The following is a 21116-nucleotide window of genomic DNA, read 5'->3' as shown; positions in this document are numbered from 1 at the left end:
ATGAGTGCGACAGCATCGACTGCAACCCAGCTTAAACCTCTCGAGTGGTTAAACCGCCTGCGCGCGAATCCCAGAATTCCTTTGATTGTGGCGGGAGCCGCTGCCGTCGCTATCATCGTGGCGATGGTCCTGTGGGCCAAAGCGCCTGACTATCGCACGCTGTTCAGCAATCTTTCCGATCAGGATGGTGGCGCGATTGTCACCCAACTGACGCAGATGAACGTTCCCTATCGTTTTACTGAGGGAAGCGGTGCTATAGAAGTTCCTGCCGATAAAGTCCACGAACTGCGCTTACGTCTGGCGCAGCAAGGCCTGCCGAAAGGCGGCGCCGTTGGTTTTGAACTGCTGGATCAGGAAAAGTTTGGTATCAGCCAGTTTAGCGAGCAGGTCAACTACCAGCGTGCGCTGGAAGGTGAATTAGCCCGGACCATTGAAACGCTGGGACCGGTAAAACGCGCCCGCGTGCATCTGGCAATGCCGAAACCGTCGCTGTTTGTGCGTGAGCAAAAAGCGCCTTCAGCCTCCGTGACCGTGAATCTTGAACCGGGTCGCGCACTGGATGAAGGTCAAATCAGTGCGGTCACGCATCTGGTTTCCAGCGCTGTCGCCGGGTTACCGCCGGGCAACGTTACGCTGGTCGACCAGGCGGGTCATCTGTTAACTCAGTCGAACACCAGCAGCCGCGATCTTAACGATGCTCAGTTGAAATACGCCAGCGATGTCGAAGGCCGCGTTCAACGTCGTATCGAATCGATCCTGTCGCCGATTGTCGGCAACGGTAACGTACATGCACAGGTCACCGCGCAGCTGGATTTTGCTAATAAAGAGCAAACCGAAGAACAGTACCGTCCAAACGGTGATGATTCCCAGGCCGTGCTGCGTTCACGCCAGTTAAACGTCAGCGAGCAGATCGGAAGCGGAGCGCCAGGCGGCGTACCGGGCGCGTTGTCCAATCAACCAGCACCGGCGAATACCGCGCCAATCGCCAACCCTCCGGCTAATCAGCAAAATGCGCAAACCACGCAGACGGCAAATAACAGTAATAATGCCGGACCACGCAGTACGCAGCGCAATGAAACCAGCAATTATGAAGTCGACCGTACCATTCGCCACACCAAAATGAACGTCGGGGATGTGCAGCGTCTCTCGGTTGCAGTGGTGGTCAACTATAAAACGTTGCCGGACGGCAAACCGCTGCCGCTAACCGCCGATCAGATGAAACAGATTGAGGATCTGACCCGCGAAGCGATGGGCTTCTCCGACAAACGTGGCGATACCCTGAACGTGGTGAACTCTCCGTTCACGGCGACCGACGATTCCATGGGCGAGCTGCCGTTCTGGAAACAGCCGTTCTTTATTGATCAGTTGATGACCGCAGGCCGTTGGTTACTGGTTCTGCTTGTTGCCTGGATCCTGTGGCGTAAGGCTGTTCGTCCGCAGTTGGTTCGCCGCAGCGAAGAAGCAAAAGCGGTACAAGAACAAACGCGTATTCGTCAGGAAACCGAAGAAGCGGTAGAAGTTCGCCTCAGCAAAGACGAACAGACCCAGCAGCGTCGTACGAATCAACGTCTGGGTGCAGAAGTGATGAGCCAGCGTATTCGTGAAATGTCAGATAACGATCCGCGCGTCGTGGCGCTGGTCATTCGCCAGTGGATGAGTAACGATCATGAGTAATGCCCTTACCGGTACCGATAAAAGCGTCATCCTGCTGATGACCATTGGCGAAGATCGCGCGGCAGAGGTGTTTAAACACCTTTCCACGCGCGAAGTTCAGGCGCTGAGTACAGCGATGGCGAACGTACGCCAGATCTCCAACAAACAGTTGACGGAAGTGCTGGCCGAGTTTGAGCAAGAAGCAGAACAGTTTGCCGCGCTGAATATCAACGCCAACGAATATCTGCGCTCCGTGCTGGTGAAAGCGCTGGGCGAGGAACGCGCCTCCAGCCTGCTGGAAGATATTCTGGAAACCCGCGATACCACCAGCGGCATTGAAACGCTCAACTTTATGGAGCCGCAAAGCGCCGCCGACCTTATCCGCGACGAGCATCCGCAGATTATCGCCACCATTCTGGTGCACCTCAAACGGGGCCAGGCCGCCGATATTCTGGCGCTGTTCGACGAGCGTTTACGTCACGACGTGATGCTGCGTATCGCCACCTTCGGCGGCGTGCAGCCTGCCGCGCTGGCAGAACTGACCGAGGTACTGAACGGTCTGCTTGATGGCCAGAACCTCAAGCGCAGCAAAATGGGCGGCGTGAGAACGGCGGCAGAAATTATCAACCTGATGAAAACCCAGCAGGAAGAAGCGGTTATCACCGCCGTTCGCGAGTTCGACGGCGAACTGGCACAGAAAATTATCGACGAGATGTTCCTGTTCGAAAACCTGGTGGACGTCGACGATCGCAGTATCCAGCGCCTGCTGCAGGAAGTGGATTCCGAATCGCTGCTGATTGCGCTGAAAGGTGCCGAACAGCCGCTACGCGAGAAGTTCCTGCGCAACATGTCGCAACGTGCTGCCGATATTCTGCGCGACGACCTTGCCAACCGCGGTCCGGTGCGCTTGTCGCAGGTGGAAAACGAACAGAAAGCGATTCTGCTTATTGTGCGTCGTCTGGCGGAAACCGGCGAGATGGTGATCGGCAGCGGCGAGGATACCTATGTCTAACGAACTGCCGTGGAAAGTCTGGACTCCGGACGATCTCGCCCCGCCGATGGCAGAGTTCGTGCTGGCCGACCACAGCGAAACGCCGCTGTCCGAAGATACGGAAGAACCCGAGCTTTCCGCAGAGCAACAGCTTGAACAACAGCTCGCACAGCTGCAAATGCAGGCCCATGAGCAAGGGTATAACGCGGGGCTGGCGGAAGGTCGACAAAAGGGTCATGAACAAGGCTATCAGGAAGGTCTGAGTCAGGGGCTGGAGCAAGGCCAGAACCAGGCGCGTGCACAGCATGCGCCGATTCATGCCCGTATGCAGCAGCTGGTGAGCGAGTTTCAGAATACGCTGGACGCACTGGACAGCGTAATTGCCTCGCGCCTGATGCAAATGGCGCTGGAAGCTGCGCGTCAGGTGATTGGTCAGACGCCTATCGTGGATAACGCTGCGCTGATTAAGCAGATCCAACAGTTATTGCAACAGGAACCGCTGTTTAGCGGTAAACCGCAGCTGCGCGTACATCCGGACGATCTCCAGCGTGTTGAGGAGATGCTCGGTGCCACTCTCAGCCTGCACGGCTGGCGGCTGCGCGGCGATCCCACGCTGCATCATGGTGGTTGTAAAGTCTCAGCTGACGAAGGCGATCTGGATGCCAGCGTCGCCACGCGCTGGCAAGAACTCTGCCGTCTGGCAGCGCCGGGAGTCGTGTAATGACCACTCGCCTGACTCGCTGGCTCAATACGCTGGACAACTTCGAAGAGAAAATGTCGCTGCTGCCTGCGGTGCGTCGTTACGGTCGTCTGACCCGCGCCACCGGGCTGGTGCTGGAAGCTACGGGGTTACAGCTGCCGCTGGGTGCCACCTGCGTCATTGAACGCCAGGATGGCAACGAAACCCAGGAAGTTGAAAGCGAAGTCGTAGGCTTTAACGGTCAACGTCTGTTTCTGATGCCGCTCGAAGAGGTCGAAGGCGTTCTGCCCGGGGCGCGCGTGTACGCGAAGAACATTGCCGGAGAAGGTCTGCAAAGCGGGAAGCAATTACCGCTTGGCCCTGCTCTGCTGGGGCGTGTGCTGGACGGCAGCGGCAAACCGCTCGACGGACTGCCCGCCCCGGATACCACCGAAACCGGCGCGCTGATTACACCGCCGTTTAACCCGCTGCAACGTACCGCAATTGAACACGTCCTGGATACCGGTGTACGCCCCATCAACGCGTTGTTAACCGTAGGTCGCGGCCAGCGTATGGGGCTTTTCGCAGGTTCCGGCGTCGGTAAAAGCGTCCTGCTCGGCATGATGGCGCGTTATACCCAGGCCGATGTTATCGTCGTGGGCCTGATTGGCGAGCGTGGCCGCGAAGTTAAAGATTTTATTGAAAATATTCTCGGCGCTGACGGTCGCGCACGCTCGGTCGTGATTGCCGCTCCGGCGGACGTCTCGCCGCTGTTACGTATGCAAGGCGCGGCCTACGCCACGCGCATCGCCGAAGATTTCCGCGATCGCGGACAGCACGTATTGCTGATTATGGATTCCCTCACCCGCTATGCGATGGCGCAACGTGAGATAGCCCTGGCGATCGGCGAGCCGCCGGCGACTAAAGGTTATCCGCCGTCAGTATTCGCCAAATTACCGGCGCTGGTTGAACGTGCAGGGAACGGTATTCACGGCGGCGGTTCAGTCACCGCGTTTTATACGGTACTGACCGAGGGTGACGACCAGCAGGACCCGATTGCCGATTCCGCGCGCGCGATTCTGGACGGTCACATTGTGCTGTCTCGTCATCTGGCCGAGGCGGGTCACTATCCGGCCATCGATATTGAAGCCTCGATCAGCCGCGCCATGACCGCGCTCATTAGTGAAAAACACTACGCACGGGTGCGCAACTTTAAACAGTTGCTGTCCAGCTTCCAGCGTAACCGCGATCTGGTTAGCGTGGGGGCGTATGCCAAAGGCAGCGATCCGATGCTGGATAAAGCCATCGCCTTATGGCCACAGCTGGAAGCGTTCTTACAGCAAGGCATCTTTGAACGGGCTGACTGGGAAGATTCTCTACAAGCTTTAGAACTGATTTTCCCTGGTGTGTGATTAAGCAGGAGAGCATAGGTCATGGCACAACATGGTGCGTTAGCAACACTGAAAGACCTGGCTGAAAAAGAGGTAGATGACGCCGCTGTCTTATTAGGAGAGATGCGTCGTGGCTGTCAGCAGGCGGAAGAACAGTTAAAAATGCTGATCGATTATCAGCATGAGTATCGCAACAATCTGAATACCGATATGGGCCAGGGTATTACCAGCAATCGCTGGATTAACTACCAGCAATTTATTCAGACGCTGGAAAAAGCGATTGAGCAACACCGCCAACAGCTCAATCAGTGGACGCAAAAAGTGGACATGGCTTTGAACAGTTGGCGCGACAAAAAACAACGATTACAGGCGTGGCAGACGTTGCAGGACAGACAAACCTCGGCGGCGTTACTGGCCGAAAACCGTCTGGATCAGAAAAAAATGGATGAATTTGCTCAGCGCGCAGCTATGAGGAAACCCGAATGATTACTTTACCCCAACTGATTACCACCGACACCGACGTAGCCGCAGGTCTTCAGTCAGGCAAAGCGGTAGATTCACCCGAGGATTTTTTAGCGCTGCTGGCTGGCGCATTAGGTGCGGGCGACGCGCAGGGTAAAGACGCTCCGCTGTCGCTTGCCGACTTACAGGCGGCCAGCAGTAAGCTGCAAAAAGGGTTACTGCAAAAAAATGGCGATGCCGCACAGTCGGTCAAATTAACCGATCTGTTGGCGCAACAGGAGCAACAAACCGAGGCTTCTCTTGCCGACATGACAGACGCTCAGCAACTGTTGTCCGCTCTCACACCTTCACTGAAAGCTAATGCCCTGACGACGCTGGGCAAAGTTGCTCAGCAGGACGAAAAAAACACTACGCTGAGTGATGACGATCTCGCCAACCTGAGTGCGTTGTTCGCCATGCTGCCAGGACAACCGCTGGCTACGCCTGCCGTCGACAGCGCACCAGCCCCGGTTGATGCCACACTTTCGGTGTTGTCACGTGGCGCGGTACACGGCGCGACGACTGATAACGCAGACGCATTGCTGCCGGGTGATGCCAAAAAAGGCAAAGCGGATGTCACAATTGCTGGCGGTGGTGCTAATCAGGCAAACAATCCAACACTAACCCCGCTGACGGCGGCGGCGAACGCCAGAGCTGAAATCGACAGCACCCCGTCACCGACCAGCATTGGCATGACTGCGGCCCCGCTAAGTGGTCCACAAACACACGCACAACCGTTACCGACGGCCGCGCCGGTGTTAAGCGCTCCGTTAGGTAGCCATGAATGGCAGCAATCGCTGAGCCAGCACGTCACAATGTTTACGCGCCAGGGCCAGCAAAGCGCAGAGCTGCGTCTGCATCCGCAGGACCTGGGTCAGGTACATATTTCTCTCAAGCTGGACGACAACCTCGCACAGTTGCAAATGGTATCACCGCACAGTCACGTGCGCGCCGCACTGGAAGCCGCATTACCGATGCTGCGTACGCAGTTGGCTGAAAGCGGCATTCAACTGGGGCAAAGCAACATCAGCAGTGAAAGCTTCGCCGGACAACAGCAGTCTTCCGGGCAGCAACAGCAGGCTGGTCGCGCTCAAGGACAAGACATTTTTGCCGCTGAAGATGACGCAATACTGGCAACCCCAGCCTCGCTGCAAGCCGCTGCCCGCGGCGATGGCGCAGTAGACATCTTCGCCTAACGCCAGAGGTAGCATGATTATCCGCGTCTTTTCCACGCTTTGTCGTGGACAGGACACGGGATAATCAGCCCATAAGCTGTACCGAAACAGGAAGCCCGTATCTGATGACTGACTCCGCGATTAACAAAAAAAGTAAACGCGCTATTTGGATCCCTCTGCTGGTATTAATTACCCTCGCCGCCTGCGCAACTGCGGGTTATAGCTACTGGCGCATGCAGCAGCAGCCGTCCGCCAGCGTCAAAGCGGAACCGCCTCCACCGCCAGCCCCGGTGTTCTTTGCGCTGGATACCTTTACCGTCAATCTGGGTGATGCAGACCGTGTGCTGTATATCGGTATCACGCTGCGCATGAAAGATGAGGCGACACGTTCACGTCTTAACGAATATCTGCCGGAAGTGCGCAGCCGCTTGCTGCTGCTGTTCTCTCGTCAGAATGCAGCCACACTCGCCACCGAGGAAGGTAAGCAACAGCTGATTACCGCCATCAAAGAGACGCTGGCGACTCCGCTCGTTGTTGGGCAGCCGAAACAGGTTGTCACCGACGTTCTTTATACAGCTTTTATTCTGCGGTAAAGACATGGGCGACAGTATTCTTTCTCAGGCTGAAATCGACGCATTGCTCAACGGCGATAGCGAAACCAAAGACGAACCCATTTCAGGTATCGCAAAAGAAAGCGATATTCGTCCTTATGATCCCAACACTCAGCGTCGCGTGGTACGTGAGCGTTTACAGGCGTTGGAGATCATTAACGAACGCTTTGCGCGCCAGTTCCGAATGGGATTATTTAACCTGTTGCGCCGTAGCCCGGATATTACCGTGGGTGCGATCCGTATCCAGCCATACCATGAATTTGCGCGCAACTTACCGGTTCCGACCAACCTGAACTTAATCCACCTGAAGCCGCTGCGCGGTACGGGTCTGGTGGTGTTCTCACCGAGTCTGGTATTTATCGCCGTAGACAACCTGTTTGGCGGTGACGGTCGTTTCCCGACGAAAGTCGAAGGCCGCGAATTTACGCACACGGAACAGCGCGTTATCAACCGCATGCTGAAGCTGGCGCTGGAAAGCTACAGCGACGCGTGGAAGGCCATCAACCCGCTGGAAGTGGAATACGTCCGTTCGGAGATGCAGGTGAAATTTACCAATATCACCACCTCTCCGAACGACATTGTGGTGAATACCCCGTTCCACGTTGAAATTGGCAACCTGACCGGTGAATTTAACATCTGTCTGCCATTCAGCATGATTGAACCGTTGCGTGAGCTGTTGGTGAATCCGCCGCTGGAAAACTCACGTAATGAAGATCAGAACTGGCGCAATAATCTGGTGCGTCAGGTTCAGCATTCTGAGCTGGAGCTGGTGGCAAACTTTGCCGACATTCCGCTGCGGCTATCCCAGATTTTAAAACTGAAACCCGGCGATGTACTGCCGATTGAAAAACCCGACCGCATTATTGCTCATGTGGACGGCGTGCCTGTGCTGACCAGCCAGTATGGCACCGTAAACGGTCAGTATGCGTTACGCGTAGAACATCTGATAAACCCGATTTTGAATTCGCTGAATGAGGAACAGCCCAAATGAGTGATATGAATAATCCGTCCGATGAGAACACTGGCGCATTGGACGATCTGTGGGCTGACGCGTTAAACGAGCAAAAAACCACGCCCACCAAAAGTGCGGCCGATGCGGTATTCCAGCAGTTAGGTGGCGGCGACGTCAGCGGTGCTTTGCAGGACATCGACCTGATCATGGACATTCCGGTCAAGCTGACCGTCGAACTGGGCCGTACCCGCATGACCATCAAAGAGCTGCTGCGTCTGACGCAGGGTTCGGTTGTCGCACTGGATGGTCTGGCAGGCGAACCGCTGGATATTCTGATCAACGGTTATCTGATTGCCCAGGGCGAAGTCGTCGTAGTTGCGGATAAATACGGTGTGCGTATCACTGACATTATCACCCCGTCTGAACGTATGCGCCGCCTGAGCCGTTAATCATGAATACCCAGGCTACCGTTTCTCAACCCGCCGCCGTTCCCGGCTCACCGCTGGTGCAGGTAAGCGGCGCGCTGCTCGGGATCATCGTCTTGATCCTGGCGGCGGCCTGGGTCATTAAACGTCTGGGGTTTGCCCCCAAAAGTGCCGGTACGCGCGGGCTGAAAGTCACGGCCAGTACCTCACTGGGTCCACGTGAGCGCGTGGTGATTGTCGAGGTCGAAGATGCCCGTTTGGTACTGGGCGTCACAGCCTCGCAGATTAACGTCCTGCACACCCTGCCCCCGGCACTTGCCGATGCAGAAGAAAAAACGGCCTCCCCTGCGGATTTCCAGGCCATGATGAAGAGTTTGCTGAAGCGTCCTGGGAGATCCTGATGCGCCGTTTGTTATCCCTTACGCTTGCAGGCTTGTGGCTTTTCAGCCCCGTTGCCCTCGCCCAACTCCCGGGTCTGGTCAGTCAGCCGTTGCCGGGCGGCGGACAAAACTGGACGTTGCCCGTGCAGACGCTGGTGTTCATCACCTCGCTGACGTTCCTGCCTGCAATTTTGCTGATGATGACCAGCTTCACCCGCATCATCATCGTTTTTGGTCTACTGCGAAATGCGCTGGGTACCCCCTCAGCACCACCTAACCAGGTGCTCCTGGGCCTGGCGCTCTTTTTGACCTTTTTCATCATGTCGCCGGTGATCGATAAAATCTACGTTGACGCATACCAACCGTTCAGCGAAGAGAAGATCTCCATGCAGGAAGCCATGGAGAAAGGCACCCAGCCGCTGCGTGAGTTTATGTTGCGCCAGACCCGTGAAGCCGATCTGGCACTTTTCGCGCGCTTAGCAAACAGCGGTCCGTTACAGGGACCAGAAGCCGTGCCGATGCGAATTTTGCTGCCCGCTTATGTCACCAGTGAGCTGAAAACAGCATTCCAGATAGGCTTTACCATTTTTATTCCGTTTCTGATTATCGACCTGGTGATCGCCAGCGTGTTGATGGCGCTCGGGATGATGATGGTACCGCCCGCCACAATCGCGTTGCCGTTCAAGCTGATGCTGTTTGTGTTGGTAGACGGTTGGCAGCTACTTGTCGGCTCGCTGGCACAAAGCTTTTACAGTTAGAGGCGCGAAATGACTCCTGAATCGGTCATGATGATGGGCACAGAGGCGATGAAAGTCGCTCTGGCCCTTGCCGCGCCTTTGCTGTTGGTTGCTCTCATCACGGGTCTTATCATCAGTATTCTGCAGGCGGCGACCCAGATTAACGAAATGACGCTGTCCTTCATCCCCAAAATTGTCGCGGTGTTTATTGCCATCATTGTTGCTGGCCCGTGGATGCTTAACCTGCTGCTCGACTACGTGCGTACGCTGTTCAGCAATATCCCCTATATCATCGGGTAGACAACGTTATGTTGCAGGTGTCCAGCGTTGAGTGGCTCCACTGGCTGAATTTATACTTCTGGCCTTTGCTGCGCATACTGGCGCTCATCTCAACGGCCCCCATCCTCAGTGAACGAGCCATCCCCAAACGGGTAAAGCTGGGGCTGGGGTTGATGATTACCGTCGTTATCGCCCCATCGATCCCCGCCGTTGACGTCCCCATCTTTTCTGTTGGCGCGCTTTGGCAGGCAATGCAACAAATCCTGATCGGTATCGCATTAGGCTTCACCATGCAGTTTGCGTTTGCCGCAGTACGTACCGCCGGGGAATTAATTGGCCTGCAAATGGGCCTTTCCTTCGCGACGTTCTTCGATCCCGGTAGCCGTCTGAATATGCCGGTTCTGGCACGACTGATCGACATGCTCGCCATGCTGCTGTTCCTGACCTTTAACGGCCATTTATGGCTGATTTCGCTGCTGGTAGATACTTTTCATACTCTGCCCATCGGCGGCAATCCGGTGAACAGCAATGCGTTTCTCGCACTGGCACGGGCGGGTAGCCTGATTTTCCTCAACGGGCTAATGCTGGCCCTGCCGGTAATGACGCTGCTACTCACGCTGAACCTTGCACTTGGTTTGTTAAATCGCATGGCACCACAGCTGTCGGTTTTCGTCATCGGCTTTCCTCTCACTCTGACCGTAGGTATTTCACTAATGGCGGCGCTAATGCCATTAATTGCGCCATTCTGCGAACGATTATTCAGTGAGATTTTTAATTTACTGGCCGATATCGTCAGCGAAATGCCTGGAAAATAATAACCCTTATTTTTTATCCTGTTTTACTAAGGATTGTCCTAAATTTAAAAAGTGACAACATCCACCAGGATATCTCTGTCGCGGCTTATTTATTTTTGCCTCACTCACATAACGCAACATTCACTTTACTTTAAGATGTTTCCTGGCAAATTATACGCAACTTTACGGGATAGTAAATCCGCCTGAAAAACAGCGAAAGCGTCATCTTGGGTCGTTATTATTCCGTTTAGTTGTGATGAAATAATCAGGTAAGGGGAATTATCGTTACGCATTGAGTGAGGGTATGCCATGTCAACGATTATTATGGATTTATGCAGTTACACCCGACTAGGGTTAACCGGATATCTGGTAAGTCGGGGAGTGAAAAAAAGGGAAATCAACAACATTTCCAACGTTGATGAACTCAGTCTCGCCTGTGTCTCTCAACAACCCGCTGTGGTGTTTATTAATGAGGACTGCTTTATCCACGATCCTGCTAATAGCCAGCAAATAAAGCAAATCATTAATCAGCATCCCAGCACATTATTTATTGTGTTTATGGCAATTGCCAACGTGCATTTTGATGAATATCTACTCGTCAGAAAAAATTTATTGATTAGTTCTAAATCGATTAAACCTGATTCACTGGATAAACTACTTGGCGATATTCTGAAAAAGGAAGTAGATATTGCTATTGATGTGAATCTGCCGACATTATCATTAAGTCGAACCGAATCCAGCATGCTGCGTATGTGGATGGAGGGTCAGGGAACAATACAGATATCAGATCAAATGAATATCAAAGCCAAGACGGTGTCATCCCATAAGGGGAATATAAAACGAAAGATTAAAACGCATAATAAGCAAGTTATCTATCACGTTGTAAGGCTTACGGATAACGTCACCAATGGTATCTTTGTGAATATGCGCTAAGACGTTCTGACTGGTGGCGACTCCACCAGTCAGAATCAAACAGCGAAACTCATCTCACTCCACTTTTTCCACAAAGATACCATCCTGATGACCTGATTCATTAAAGAACCAGATACCGAGCGGGTAGTCTTCCAGCGAAACCAGGTACATGGTGCCTTCACTAAACTCTTCGATTGCCAGTACCACGCCCGGTCGACGAGGACCGCCGTCCGTTTTGACTGTGACCCGATCATTCACCTTCATAGTTTTCCTCCTGTGGCTTTGTGCCAGTGTAGAACAAATTCCTTTTTCTGGCAGCGCTGTGCACGCGCGATTGCGGGTTTTATCGACGGTCTATACTTAAGTTGTGCGTATCTGATGTTTGGGTACGTTCCCCCGGTATCCTTAACGGTTGAGAGGTATGAGGATGAAAACCGCGAAAGAGTACAGCGATACGGCCAAACGTGAAGTCAGCGTCGATGTCGACGCGCTGCTAAAGGCAATCAACGAAATCTGCGAGAGTGAAATTCATCGCAGCCAGGATGACCCGGAGCGCGTCAGCGTTGACGGGCGTGATTACCATACATGGCATGAACTGGCCGATGCGTTCGAGCTTGATATCCATGACTTTAGCGTGTCGGAGATCAATCGCTGACTGAGGGCGAAAAAAATCCCGGCCCTTACCGGGTCGGGATCAAGCTTGCTTATGCAAGAAGCACTTGTAAATTCGTTACACCAGAAAATCTGATGTGAACCAAACCTTATCTGCAATTTTTTTGCCTGACAAGTAAATAATTCTCACCGGAATGATAAATATAACTAATGGGTGAGAGATCACCAGGTTACGGTCGAGCCAAATGTTCAGGCATCCTGGGAGAGCTGTCTTCGCTCGCCAGGCACCACCAGTTCATCTTCACGGAATGCTTCCCGTTTAACGCCAAAGCCGTCGTACCAGCGACACTCCACCATTCCGCTGGCATACCCGGTAACGATCATACGTGGGCCACCCTCTTTGGAGGTGACTTCCTCACTGACAGAAAAGACCATACCTGCCTCCTGTATCAAGAGAAACCTTTACACCTTAGATGACAAGGAGGCGTTTTGCGTAATCAGTCCTGTAACAATTAGTGCGAAATTCCGCGCACTCTGGCGACAGCTTTTACCAGCAGAACGACAATCCCACCGATGATAAAGCCGAGCACCAGGTTAAGCAGGGTCGGAAGCATTAGCGAAATCAATGTACTTTGCTGCTGAGCAAAATGTTCAATCGCATGATGCAGCGGCGATATTCCGTGTACCACAATGCCGCCTCCCACTAAAAACATCGCCAGTGTGCCGACCACAGAAAGTGTTTTCATAAGCCAGGGGGCAACCACCAGTAACCCTTTGCCCAACGACTGGGCAAGCAGGCTACGCTTTTCTGCCAACCAGTACCCAATGTCGTCAAGCTTAACGATAATCCCGACCAGGCCATACACGCCCACGGTCACCACTAACGCGATACCTGATAGCACCAACACCTGATTCAGCAAGGGTGCGTCTGCTACAATACCCAGCGTAATTGCGACAATCTCGGCAGACAAAATGAAGTCGGTACGTATTGCCCCTTTGATTTTATCTTTCTCAAAGGTGAGTGGATCCTGTGCGGCCAGAGCAGCCAGACGCTGCTGACGCTCTTCCGGGCTTTCTTTGTGCTTCCGCGCCTCCAGGGTATGCAGAACCTTTTCCACCCCTTCAAAACAGAGAAACGCCCCACCTACCATTAATAAGGGGGTGATCGCCCAGGGAATAAATGCGCTTATCAATAGCGCCAACGGCACCAGAATAACTTTATTAACAAACGATCCTTTCGCTACACTCCAGACCACCGGGAGTTCGCGGTTCGCCCGCACGCCCGACACCTGCTGCGCATTAAGCGACAGATCATCCCCCAGCACGCCCGCGGTTTTTTTCGCGGCCAGTTTTCCCATCACTGAGATATCATCCAGCAGCGTGGCGATATCATCGAGTAAGGTCAGTAAGCTACTTCCTGCCAAAATTTTCACCCTCAATATTATTTTTTTGCAGTCATAAGTATGAAGTAAAACACGCCATGCTGAAACTGACCTTTCTGGTCAACAAGTTTTTAACATCAACACGTAATTATAAATCTCGCTAGTAAGATAGTTTTGACGTTTACTATGTTGCACCTTTTTATTTCCACCGTGAGGGATTATGCGTTTCAGGCAATTGTTACCGCTTTTCAGTGCGCTATTCGCGCTGTACATCATTTGGGGTTCCACGTACTTCGTTATTCGCATTGGTGTTGAAAGCTGGCCGCCGTTAATGATGGCAGCCGTACGTTTTCTCTCCGCGGGCATTTTATTAACAAGTTTCTTACTTATTCGCGGGCACAAGCTGCCCCCCTTACGCCTAATCCTGAACGCCGCGTTAATTGGTATCCTGCTGCTGGCTGTGGGTAATGGGCTGGTCACCGTCGCAGAACACCAAAATGTCCCTTCCGGTATTGCCGCCGTGGTGGTCGCCACCGTCCCGTTATTTACGCTGTGTTTTAGCCACTTTTTTGGCATCAAAACGCGCAAGCTGGAATGGTTGGGGATAGCGATTGGGCTAGCAGGGATCATCATGCTGAACAGCGGGGGCAATTTAAGTGGCAATCCGTGGGGCGCTATTTTGATCCTAATCGGTTCAATAAGCTGGGCGTTTGGCTCGGTGTACGGTTCACGCATTACCCTACCCGTTGGCATGATGGCCGGAGCCATTGAAATGTTAGCCGCCGGTATTGTGCTGATGTGCGCATCGCTACTCTCCGGGGAAAAACTGACCACCATGCCAACATTTTCAGGCTTTATGGCGGTGGCTTACCTGGCCCTGTTTGGCTCCATTATTGCCATTAATGCGTATATGTTCCTGATCCGCAATGTCAGCCCGGCGCTAGCCACCAGCTATGCCTACGTCAATCCGGTTGTTGCCGTGCTGTTAGGTACCGGTCTGGGGGGAGAAAGACTGGCCCCTATCGAATGGCTGGCGCTCGGCGTGATCGTGTTTGCTGTGGTGTTGGTAACGTTGGGGAAATACCTGTTCCCTGTTAAAGCGGATGCCGTTGCTACCCCGTCGGAAAAAACGTTACAGTAAATGAATACCGAGAGTGTCGATCTGCGCGGTGTCACCACCGCAGCAGATCCACTCGATGACACGTTCAGATAACGCTTCATCGTCCAGCTTTTCGCGACCACGCAGGGCGCACTCCCAGACAATCAGTACGCGCCAGCCCAGAACCTGCAACTTTTCACAATCCCGCGCATCGCGCTGGACATTTTTGCCTATTTTTTCCAGCCAGAATTCCGTTCGTGTCACGGGGACTTTAAACAAATAGCAATCGTGGTGGTGCCAGAAACAGCCATGAGTAAAAATCACACAATGATAATCATCCACCACAAAATCAGGGCGACCGGGTAACGTCGCATCCTGCACGCGAAACGTTACCCCCTGCTCTGTCAGCACGCTGGCAAGGCGTTTTTCAATTGCGGTATCGCGGGTAGCTATCGCCCGCATATTTTTACTGCGTGTTGCTTTATCGTGAACGTCTGCCACGCTGGTTCTCTTTCTCGCGAATAGCAACTGCCTGCCTGATTTTCGGCTCCAGCAACCTGGCCACCGCCGCAAATGCCGGAACGACCACCGAATTACCAAACTGGCGATAAGCCTGGGTATCTGACACAGGGATCCTGAACTGATAGCCCTGCGGAGATTCAAACCCCATCAGGCGCGCGCACTCTCTGGGCGTAAGTCTGCGTGGGCGGTGTCGCTGATTCTGCGGATCGTCAAAATCTTTTTCACCCAGCGCCATATCCCAACCACGGTCAATCAGGATCTCCGCTCCATCCTTATAATAACGCGCAGATAACGTGCGCGTTACACAATCAGGGTTACCGGGATACACCATGCCATAGCCAAATCCATTGCCCCGCGCCTGATGCTTTTTCGCATAGCGATAGAGGTATTTCCACAGCACCGGCGTCAGTACATATTTCGCATCGACGGTCGGCTCAAGCAGTTCCGCCAGCGTGGTACGCCGCGGCGGATAACGCGTGACAATATCCCGCAGCGTGAAGTCTGATTTCAAATTCAGATCGCGTCGGAAGCCGACAAGCACGATACGTTCTCGATGCTGAGGCAAAAAATGTTGCCCATCGATAATTTTCGGATCGTCCGGGCCGTTATCCGCCGCATCCGCTACGTCATAACCCAGCTCGTCCAGCGTTTGCATAATGATGCGAAACGTTTTGCCCTGATCGTGACTCTTCAGGTTTTTGACGTTTTCGAGCACAAATATGGCGGGCCGACGCGCATCGATAATGCGCACCACGTCAAAAAATAGCGTGCCTTGCGTATCACAGGCGAAACCATGTGCCCGCCCTAACGCATTTTTCTTTGATACACCAGCCAGAGAAAATGGCTGACAAGGGAATCCGGCTAACAGCACGTCATGTTCAGGAACATGCTGGCGAATATGTTCTGCCGCCTGCTGGTCACTCACCCCATCGTGATGGCTGAGTGTGATATCACGAATATCTTCATTAAAGTTGTGCTGGAGCGGATCGCAGTAGTTGTTCGCTTTATAGGTGCGCACCGCATGCTTGTTCCACTCACTGGTAAACACGCACTGCCCGCCAATAGCTTCAAAGCCGCGACGAATACCGCCAATGCCAGCAAAAAGATCGATAAAGCGAAAGGCATAATGCGGATGATGCGCAGGTGGTTTCGGCAACAAAGTATTCAGATGAATGAGCTCGCGGTCGCTGAGGCGATGCCATGTTTCATTAGCAACCACTCGCTTAAAGATGGCCGGGCTCCAGCGGTTCTCACCAACGCCATTCAGATGAGCAACCAGCGTTTTCACGTCATATATTTCAAGCAACTTGGCCAACATCACCTGCACGTCGGCCTCGTTTTCATCTGTCATCGGGTTCATGGAGCCTGCTACTGAAAAATTATCCTGCATACATTTAACCGGCAGAAATGGATAACCGACAGATTAACATAAATTAGCACGGTTGACGTTTCAGCCGTATTGGCGACTAGCGCGCTTTAAAGGGTTGAATCGCGTCAAGATCCAGCATTTCGTATTCTCCTTTTAACTCCGCGCTCAGCTTCGCCATATACGTCAGTAAAAAATCCGCATTATGTTGTGCCAAATGCCGCCCTCGTTCGGTTTGCATCGTCAACGGCAACGTCAATAACTTGGTCTGGAAGTGATCGAGCGCGTACTGTTTATCGTCAAGGCTACGCTTTCGGGCAAACGGATCTTCCGCATCAAACAGCGCAACCCCCAACGCCCCTGAAACGGCAAATACGCGCGCTAAACCAATTGCACCCAGCGCCTCAAGCCGGTCCGCATCCTGCACAATTTTGGCTTCAAGGGTTTCTGGTGCAATTTTGGCGCTAAAACTGTGCGCCTCAATGGCATGGCACACTGCCGATAACCGCTGTTGTGGAAAATCCGGAAAATCGCGCATCAAAACATGACATGTTTCCTTGGCTGCCAGTACCGACGAACAATGACGCTCAGGATGGTTCTTTGGCAGGCTGACGAGATCGTGGAAGTAGCACGCGGTCAACACCACCAGCCAGTCTACGGTTGCATCTGTACTCAGCTTTTGCGCCGTTATCCACACACGTCGAAAGTGAAAGATGTCATGTGCAGCATCTTGTCCAGAATGGTTATCAGTTAACCAGGCTTCAAATCGCGACTGCCAGTTGTGCAGTTTCATGCTATCTCCCTTTGTAGAAAGAAAATCACCTTAGCAACAATTTTCATTGCAGACCACTGCCCGCCCCATTACATAATCATCTTTTATTATTGCACTAAAAATAAAATCCACATGAATTTATAAAGCCCACCACGCCAATATCGAAAAATAATTTATATGAATATTAAAAACAAACATCTAAAACAAATAAAATACACATAACAAATAAATAGATAAACACATATAACTAACTGATTAAAAACAATTCACATGGCGAATACCAATGTAATTAACACACACGCATAATTATATAAAGATGCAAAAGAAACATTTTGAAATATTTTAAATACATTTGTTACATGTTATATTTTAAATTAAATGAACTTCATAGATAGTATCCAAATGTAGTCACTCGGATAGTACTACATATTCATTTTAATTATCATGCAAAGGGAATACATAATGAAAAGAAAAGTATTGGCACTGCTTCTCCCTGCTTTATTAGCTGCAGGCGCAGCAAATGCGGCTGAAATCTATAATAAGAACGGCAATAAACTGGATCTGTACGGTAAAGTCGACGGTCTGCGTTATTTCTCTGACGATGCGGGCAACGATGGCGATCAGACCTATGCGCGTGTAGGTTTCAAGGGTGAAACACAGATCAACGAGATGCTGACCGGTTACGGTCAGTGGGAATATAACATTCAGGCCAACGGCACCGAAGGTGACAAAGGCGATTCCTGGACTCGTCTGGGCTTTGCCGGCTTAGGTTTTGGCCAGAACGGTACCTTCGACTACGGTCGTAACTATGGCGTGGTCTACGACGTAGAAGCCTGGACCGATATGCTGCCAGAATTTGGCGGTGACTCCTACACCCAGACCGACGTGTATATGACCGGTCGTACTAACGGCGTGGCTACCTACCGTAATAGCGGCTTCTTCGGTCTGGTTGATGGCCTGAACTTTGCACTGCAGTATCAGGGTAATAATGAAGGTGAAGGTACATGGAGTGGCCAGGAAGGTTCCGGTAATAGCCAAAACCGTAAACTGGCGAAAGAAAATGGTGACGGTTTCGGTATTTCTACCTCCTATGACTTCGACTTCGGTTTAAGCCTCGGTGCGGCATACTCCAGTTCTGACCGTACGGATGACCAGGTTGCGCGTGGTTACCAGGACGGTATGAACAAACGCAACAACTATGCTGGCGGTGAAACTGCGGATGCCTGGACCGTTGGTGCAAAATATGACGCGAACAACGTGTACCTGGCAGCCATGTATTCAGAAACCCGCAATATGACTTACTATGGCGGTGGTAACGGTGAGGCTAGCGGCGGTATCGCTAACAAAACGCAAAACTTTGAAGCCGTTGCTCAGTACCAGTTCGACTTCGGTCTGCGCCCTTCCGTCGCTTACCTGCAATCTAAAGGTAGCGATTTAGGTGGTCAGGAAGTCAGTCGTGGTAACTGGCGTTATGTCGACAAAGACCTGGTCAAATATGTTGATGTGGGTGTGACTTACTACTTCAACAAAAACATGTCCACCTATGTCGATTATAAAATCAACCTGCTGGATGAAGACGACAGCTTCTATGAAAGCAATGGTATCGCAACTGACGACATCGTTGCCGTTGGTTTAGTCTACCAGTTCTAATTGACGCAAAAATAAGCAAGCCCGCTTCATATGAAGCGGGCTTTTTATTTATACGAAACGTATTTTTTTATCACACGGGCATTACAACGATAAACTTGTGAGGATACTCAAAGAAAAAAACATCCATGAGAACTGTCGTTGAAAGCGAGGCGTGCAAGTGCTTGAATAGTGGCGGAGAGAGGGGGATTTGAACCCCCGGTAGAGTTGCCCCTACTCCGGTTTTCGAGACCGATTTCATTGGTAATATTTTCAATAACTTACCCTTTCTCGCTGGTATATCCACAATATTTTCACTTCATAAAATTCAACTATTTACACGTTTATCCATACTTAATATACCAACACTTTCTGAGCTAAAACCTATACTTCCAAGTACAACCTGGAGGTGAAAATGTGTGGACGCTTTTCACAGTCAATGACGCGTGAAGACTATCTGGCTCTGCTCGCTGAAGAAGCAGAACGCGATATCCCTTACGACCCCGAACCAATCGGACGTTTTAACGTCGCGCCAGGCACCAAGGTTCTGCTTCTAAGCGAACGTGACGAGAAACTCCATCTCGATCCTGTTGTTTGGGGATACGCCCCCGGGTGGTGGGATAAACCACCACTGATTAACGCACGCTCTGAAACTGCGGCCACCAGCAGAATGTTTAAACCACTCTGGCAGCATGGTCGTGCAATTTGTTTTGCTGATGGCTGGTATGAATGGAAAAAGGAAGGTGACAAAAAGCAGCCCTACTTCATTCATCGAGCCGATGGCCAGCCGATATTCATGGCGGCGATCGGCAGCACACCATTCGAACGTGGAGATGAAGCAGAAGGATTCCTGATAGTGACAGCTGCTGCAGACAAAGGACTGGTAGATATTCACGACAGGCGGCCACTGGTACTGTCACCAGAAGCCGCTCGCGAATGGATGAGGCAGGACGTTGGAGGGAAAGTCGCGGAAAAAATCGCTTATGATGGCATGGTAACGGAAGACTCTTTCATATGGCATGCTGTTTCGCGCGACGTGGGGAATACAAAGAATCAAGGAAGACACTTAATTACTAAACTCAAAAATCAATAAAGCTCAATAATATCCTTTACACTTATTGCGTTATACTTAAAATCATCACCCTCTATTAATGAAATATCATATGCATGAGCTATAACCCCTTGCATTAGCAACGAGTTGACACGTTCCTGTACATCTCCCAAGTCATTCCACCAAATCTCGGAGGCAAAGATATTCTCATGAAACGTGAAGATATAGTTAGCCAACCGATCTCCAAGCTCAAACATATCACACCCTCTCAGAGAGCCTACAAATTTCAGTATAATCTCGTCATCCTCTGGAAGCCATGAGAATATCATATAACCAATGCCATCAAAAGCTAGAAGATTGGTGATAATATATGCCGGCCTTATATTTTCATCAGATGTAATATCTTGAATTACCCTACCGAAAATATCCGTTATAGGACCATGCATTCCGCAAGCCATGATTTTTGGTATATTATTAAGACGCAGAACAACATGCTTTAGAGCGTTAAATGAGTTATCTTCTATAGAGAGCTCTACCTTACCCCTGATGTATTCCAAATCTTTCAGGGATAGCTTTGCACCGTTAACGTTTTCATCTGCCATCCTGGCCCAAGCTAACTGGTCTTGGAATGCCCACCCTCTGTCAAATTCTCTGGATTGTTGCATAAACTTATAATTTGCCTCCTTGACGTAAAACTCTCTCATTAGCGGTCTATAAGCCAACATAGTACATTGTTTTTTGGTAGCTTGAAATTTTTCATCCTCTATACAAGAAAATAATTCTTTGTCATGATACGAACAAAATCCTGAAAAAGTAGATGCTTGATTAATACCGATTCTCTCAAACTCAAATCCGCCATTTTTTCGCTCAATATTGCTAAGGCCATGTTTTAAACCTAATACATGCCCTTGATGAGCTATATTTTTTAAACTATTTCCTTTTGACAATGTATGAGCCCTTACTATTCTCGAATGGCATTCATATTTTCTAGCGTCAGGAACACTGCATTTACTTGTTGTAGTAAACAATCGCAAAGCTCCTTGCGCTTCACCGCGAGTAAAAGGTTCTTGCTTATCTCGACCTAAATGGCATTTTTTATATTTTTTACCAGAATTGCACCAACAAGGATCATTTCTACCAATTTTTCCCATTGGAACTCCACCCCTCACGAAAAACGAATAATTAGTGTATTATTCAACATATGTT

The 21116-nt window shown here is 51.3% G+C and carries 24 protein-coding genes, 1 tRNA gene and 1 pseudogene; 18 read left to right on the top strand and 8 right to left on the bottom strand.

The genetic code is table 11. The annotated features are described in order from the left end of the window. The 14 genes and pseudogenes from fliF (at nucleotide 1) to rcsA (ending at nucleotide 11501) form a co-directional block, all read left to right on the top strand. Complete coding sequence (gene fliF, locus SK38_RS03475) at nucleotides 1-1674, top strand: flagellar basal-body MS-ring/collar protein FliF (protein WP_008785112.1); 1674 nt, start codon at nucleotides 1-3, stop codon at nucleotides 1672-1674. After that, a complete protein-coding gene (gene fliG / locus SK38_RS03470) occupies nucleotides 1667-2665 on the top strand; it encodes a flagellar motor switch protein FliG (RefSeq protein WP_003030443.1) in 999 nt (332 codons plus the stop codon). The genes fliF and fliG overlap by 8 nt, the downstream gene beginning before the upstream one ends. Continuing rightward, nucleotides 2658-3365, top strand: a complete 708-nt coding sequence (gene fliH / locus SK38_RS03465; protein WP_048235180.1) for a flagellar assembly protein FliH — start codon at nucleotides 2658-2660, stop codon at nucleotides 3363-3365. The genes fliG and fliH overlap by 8 nt, the downstream gene beginning before the upstream one ends. After that, nucleotides 3365-4735, top strand: a complete 1371-nt coding sequence (fliI, locus tag SK38_RS03460) for a flagellar protein export ATPase FliI (protein WP_003030440.1) — start codon at nucleotides 3365-3367, stop codon at nucleotides 4733-4735. The genes fliH and fliI overlap by 1 nt, the downstream gene beginning before the upstream one ends. Before the next feature lie 21 nt (nucleotides 4736-4756). Then, nucleotides 4757-5200 (top strand): flagellar export protein FliJ, encoded by a 444-nt coding sequence (gene fliJ / locus SK38_RS03455; protein WP_003834052.1) that lies wholly within the window; start codon nucleotides 4757-4759, stop codon nucleotides 5198-5200. After that, on the top strand, nucleotides 5197-6411 hold the full coding sequence (gene fliK, locus SK38_RS03450; RefSeq protein ID WP_048235179.1) for a flagellar hook length control protein FliK: 1215 nt from the start codon (nucleotides 5197-5199) through the stop codon (nucleotides 6409-6411). Before fliJ ends, fliK begins: the two co-directional genes overlap by 4 nt. A gap of 104 nt (nucleotides 6412-6515) precedes the next feature. Further along, nucleotides 6516-6983, top strand: a complete 468-nt coding sequence (fliL, locus tag SK38_RS03445) for a flagellar basal body-associated protein FliL (protein ID WP_003834054.1) — start codon at nucleotides 6516-6518, stop codon at nucleotides 6981-6983. Nucleotides 6984-6987: 4 nt separating this feature from the next. After that, complete coding sequence (gene fliM, locus SK38_RS03440; protein WP_003030434.1) at nucleotides 6988-7992, top strand: flagellar motor switch protein FliM; 1005 nt, start codon at nucleotides 6988-6990, stop codon at nucleotides 7990-7992. Beyond that, nucleotides 7989-8402: a flagellar motor switch protein FliN gene (gene fliN, locus SK38_RS03435; RefSeq protein WP_003030433.1), complete on the top strand. Its 414-nt coding sequence runs from the start codon at nucleotides 7989-7991 to the stop codon at nucleotides 8400-8402. Before fliM ends, fliN begins: the two co-directional genes overlap by 4 nt. Next, entirely contained in the window at nucleotides 8402-8779 is a 378-nt protein-coding gene (gene fliO, locus SK38_RS03430; RefSeq protein ID WP_100272213.1) for a flagellar biosynthetic protein FliO, read from the top strand. Before fliN ends, fliO begins: the two co-directional genes overlap by 1 nt. Further along, nucleotides 8779-9516, top strand: a complete 738-nt coding sequence (fliP, locus tag SK38_RS03425; protein WP_048235178.1) for a flagellar type III secretion system pore protein FliP — start codon at nucleotides 8779-8781, stop codon at nucleotides 9514-9516. Before fliO ends, fliP begins: the two co-directional genes overlap by 1 nt. Nucleotides 9517-9525: 9 nt before the next feature. Next, on the top strand, nucleotides 9526-9795 hold the full coding sequence (fliQ, locus tag SK38_RS03420) for a flagellar biosynthesis protein FliQ (RefSeq protein WP_008785117.1): 270 nt from the start codon (nucleotides 9526-9528) through the stop codon (nucleotides 9793-9795). A gap of 8 nt (nucleotides 9796-9803) precedes the next feature. Further along, nucleotides 9804-10644: pseudogene (fliR, locus tag SK38_RS03415) on the top strand (flagellar biosynthetic protein FliR). A gap of 233 nt (nucleotides 10645-10877) precedes the next feature. Next, the gene (gene rcsA, locus SK38_RS03410; RefSeq protein WP_003030421.1) at nucleotides 10878-11501 is read left to right on the top strand and encodes a transcriptional regulator RcsA; all 624 of its coding nucleotides are present in this window, start codon (nucleotides 10878-10880) and stop codon (nucleotides 11499-11501) included. 54 nt (nucleotides 11502-11555) lie between these two features. Here rcsA and dsrB read toward each other — a convergent pair whose 3' ends face one another. Then, a complete protein-coding gene (gene dsrB / locus SK38_RS03405) occupies nucleotides 11556-11744 on the bottom strand; it encodes a protein DsrB (RefSeq protein ID WP_003030419.1) in 189 nt (62 codons plus the stop codon). Nucleotides 11745-11907: 163 nt separating this feature from the next. Between dsrB and yodD the strand changes: the two genes are divergently transcribed. Then, nucleotides 11908-12135, top strand: a complete 228-nt coding sequence (yodD, locus tag SK38_RS03400; protein WP_003030417.1) for a YodD family peroxide/acid resistance protein — start codon at nucleotides 11908-11910, stop codon at nucleotides 12133-12135. 206 nt (nucleotides 12136-12341) lie between these two features. Here the strand turns inward: yodD and SK38_RS03395 are convergent, their stop codons facing one another. Together SK38_RS03395 and SK38_RS03390 are read right to left on the bottom strand one after the other, a co-directional pair. Further along, nucleotides 12342-12527, bottom strand: a complete 186-nt coding sequence (locus SK38_RS03395) for a YodC family protein (RefSeq protein WP_003834060.1) — start codon at nucleotides 12525-12527, stop codon at nucleotides 12342-12344. A 77-nt stretch (nucleotides 12528-12604) separates the two neighbouring features. After that, complete coding sequence (locus SK38_RS03390) at nucleotides 12605-13516, bottom strand: DUF808 domain-containing protein (RefSeq protein ID WP_048235177.1); 912 nt, start codon at nucleotides 13514-13516, stop codon at nucleotides 12605-12607. Between the two features lie 178 nt (nucleotides 13517-13694). Between SK38_RS03390 and yedA the strand changes: the two genes are divergently transcribed. Then, nucleotides 13695-14615 (top strand): drug/metabolite exporter YedA, encoded by a 921-nt coding sequence (gene yedA / locus SK38_RS03385; RefSeq protein WP_003834062.1) that lies wholly within the window; start codon nucleotides 13695-13697, stop codon nucleotides 14613-14615. Here yedA and SK38_RS03380 read toward each other — a convergent pair. From SK38_RS03380 to SK38_RS03370, 3 genes are all read right to left on the bottom strand, one after another. Continuing rightward, nucleotides 14607-15074, bottom strand: coding sequence for a very short patch repair endonuclease (locus SK38_RS03380; protein WP_048235176.1), 468 nt, complete (start codon nucleotides 15072-15074; stop codon nucleotides 14607-14609). The two genes, yedA and SK38_RS03380, sit on opposite strands and share 9 nt — an antisense overlap. Further along, complete coding sequence (locus SK38_RS03375) at nucleotides 15055-16485, bottom strand: DNA cytosine methyltransferase (RefSeq protein WP_048235175.1); 1431 nt, start codon at nucleotides 16483-16485, stop codon at nucleotides 15055-15057. Before SK38_RS03375 ends, SK38_RS03380 begins: the two co-directional genes overlap by 20 nt. 76 nt (nucleotides 16486-16561) lie before the next feature. Beyond that, entirely contained in the window at nucleotides 16562-17254 is a 693-nt protein-coding gene (locus SK38_RS03370; RefSeq protein ID WP_048235174.1) for a phosphohydrolase, read from the bottom strand. A 441-nt stretch (nucleotides 17255-17695) separates the two neighbouring features. On the opposite strand from SK38_RS03370, the gene ompC reads away from it, so the two are divergent. Then, entirely contained in the window at nucleotides 17696-18883 is a 1188-nt protein-coding gene (gene ompC, locus SK38_RS03365; RefSeq protein WP_048235173.1) for a porin OmpC, read from the top strand. A 169-nt stretch (nucleotides 18884-19052) separates the two neighbouring features. Here the strand turns inward: ompC and SK38_RS24875 are convergent. Then, nucleotides 19053-19166, bottom strand: a tRNA-OTHER gene (locus tag SK38_RS24875). A gap of 108 nt (nucleotides 19167-19274) precedes the next feature. Here SK38_RS24875 and SK38_RS03360 point away from each other — a divergent pair. Beyond that, nucleotides 19275-19952, top strand: coding sequence for an SOS response-associated peptidase (locus SK38_RS03360; protein ID WP_048235172.1), 678 nt, complete (start codon nucleotides 19275-19277; stop codon nucleotides 19950-19952). Here SK38_RS03360 and SK38_RS03355 read toward each other — a convergent pair. Further along, nucleotides 19946-21061, bottom strand: a complete 1116-nt coding sequence (locus SK38_RS03355) for a YecA family protein (RefSeq protein ID WP_048235171.1) — start codon at nucleotides 21059-21061, stop codon at nucleotides 19946-19948. The two genes, SK38_RS03360 and SK38_RS03355, sit on opposite strands and share 7 nt — an antisense overlap. Between the last annotated feature and the right edge of the window lie 55 nt (nucleotides 21062-21116).

Source organism: Citrobacter sp. MGH110 (assembly GCF_001037515.1).
Taxonomy (GTDB): Bacteria; Pseudomonadota; Gammaproteobacteria; order Enterobacterales; family Enterobacteriaceae; genus Citrobacter; species Citrobacter portucalensis.
The sequence above is the reverse complement of the archived record's forward strand: the minus strand, read 5'-3'. Positions and strand labels throughout refer to the sequence as shown.

Excerpts from the sequence above, each read along its gene's own strand:
- fliF (WP_008785112.1), top strand. The coding sequence starts at position 1 with ATGAGTGCGACAGCATCGACTGCAACCCAGCTTAAACCTCTCGAGTGG.
- fliG (WP_003030443.1), top strand. The coding sequence starts at position 1,667 with ATGAGTAATGCCCTTACCGGTACCGATAAAAGCGTCATCCTGCTGATG.
- fliH (WP_048235180.1), top strand. The coding sequence starts at position 2,658 with ATGTCTAACGAACTGCCGTGGAAAGTCTGGACTCCGGACGATCTCGCC.
- fliI (WP_003030440.1), top strand. The coding sequence starts at position 3,365 with ATGACCACTCGCCTGACTCGCTGGCTCAATACGCTGGACAACTTCGAA.
- fliJ (WP_003834052.1), top strand. The coding sequence starts at position 4,757 with ATGGCACAACATGGTGCGTTAGCAACACTGAAAGACCTGGCTGAAAAA.
- fliK (WP_048235179.1), top strand. The coding sequence starts at position 5,197 with ATGATTACTTTACCCCAACTGATTACCACCGACACCGACGTAGCCGCA.
- fliL (WP_003834054.1), top strand. The coding sequence starts at position 6,516 with ATGACTGACTCCGCGATTAACAAAAAAAGTAAACGCGCTATTTGGATC.
- fliM (WP_003030434.1), top strand. The coding sequence starts at position 6,988 with ATGGGCGACAGTATTCTTTCTCAGGCTGAAATCGACGCATTGCTCAAC.
- fliN (WP_003030433.1), top strand. The coding sequence starts at position 7,989 with ATGAGTGATATGAATAATCCGTCCGATGAGAACACTGGCGCATTGGAC.
- fliP (WP_048235178.1), top strand. The coding sequence starts at position 8,779 with ATGCGCCGTTTGTTATCCCTTACGCTTGCAGGCTTGTGGCTTTTCAGC.
- fliQ (WP_008785117.1), top strand. The coding sequence starts at position 9,526 with ATGACTCCTGAATCGGTCATGATGATGGGCACAGAGGCGATGAAAGTC.
- rcsA (WP_003030421.1), top strand. The coding sequence starts at position 10,878 with ATGTCAACGATTATTATGGATTTATGCAGTTACACCCGACTAGGGTTA.
- dsrB (WP_003030419.1), bottom strand. The coding sequence starts at position 11,744 with ATGAAGGTGAATGATCGGGTCACAGTCAAAACGGACGGCGGTCCTCGT.
- yodD (WP_003030417.1), top strand. The coding sequence starts at position 11,908 with ATGAAAACCGCGAAAGAGTACAGCGATACGGCCAAACGTGAAGTCAGC.
- SK38_RS03395 (WP_003834060.1), bottom strand. The coding sequence starts at position 12,527 with ATGGTCTTTTCTGTCAGTGAGGAAGTCACCTCCAAAGAGGGTGGCCCA.
- yedA (WP_003834062.1), top strand. The coding sequence starts at position 13,695 with ATGCGTTTCAGGCAATTGTTACCGCTTTTCAGTGCGCTATTCGCGCTG.
- SK38_RS03375 (WP_048235175.1), bottom strand. The coding sequence starts at position 16,485 with ATGCAGGATAATTTTTCAGTAGCAGGCTCCATGAACCCGATGACAGAT.
- SK38_RS03370 (WP_048235174.1), bottom strand. The coding sequence starts at position 17,254 with ATGAAACTGCACAACTGGCAGTCGCGATTTGAAGCCTGGTTAACTGAT.
- ompC (WP_048235173.1), top strand. The coding sequence starts at position 17,696 with ATGAAAAGAAAAGTATTGGCACTGCTTCTCCCTGCTTTATTAGCTGCA.
- SK38_RS03360 (WP_048235172.1), top strand. The coding sequence starts at position 19,275 with ATGTGTGGACGCTTTTCACAGTCAATGACGCGTGAAGACTATCTGGCT.
- SK38_RS03355 (WP_048235171.1), bottom strand. The coding sequence starts at position 21,061 with ATGGGAAAAATTGGTAGAAATGATCCTTGTTGGTGCAATTCTGGTAAA.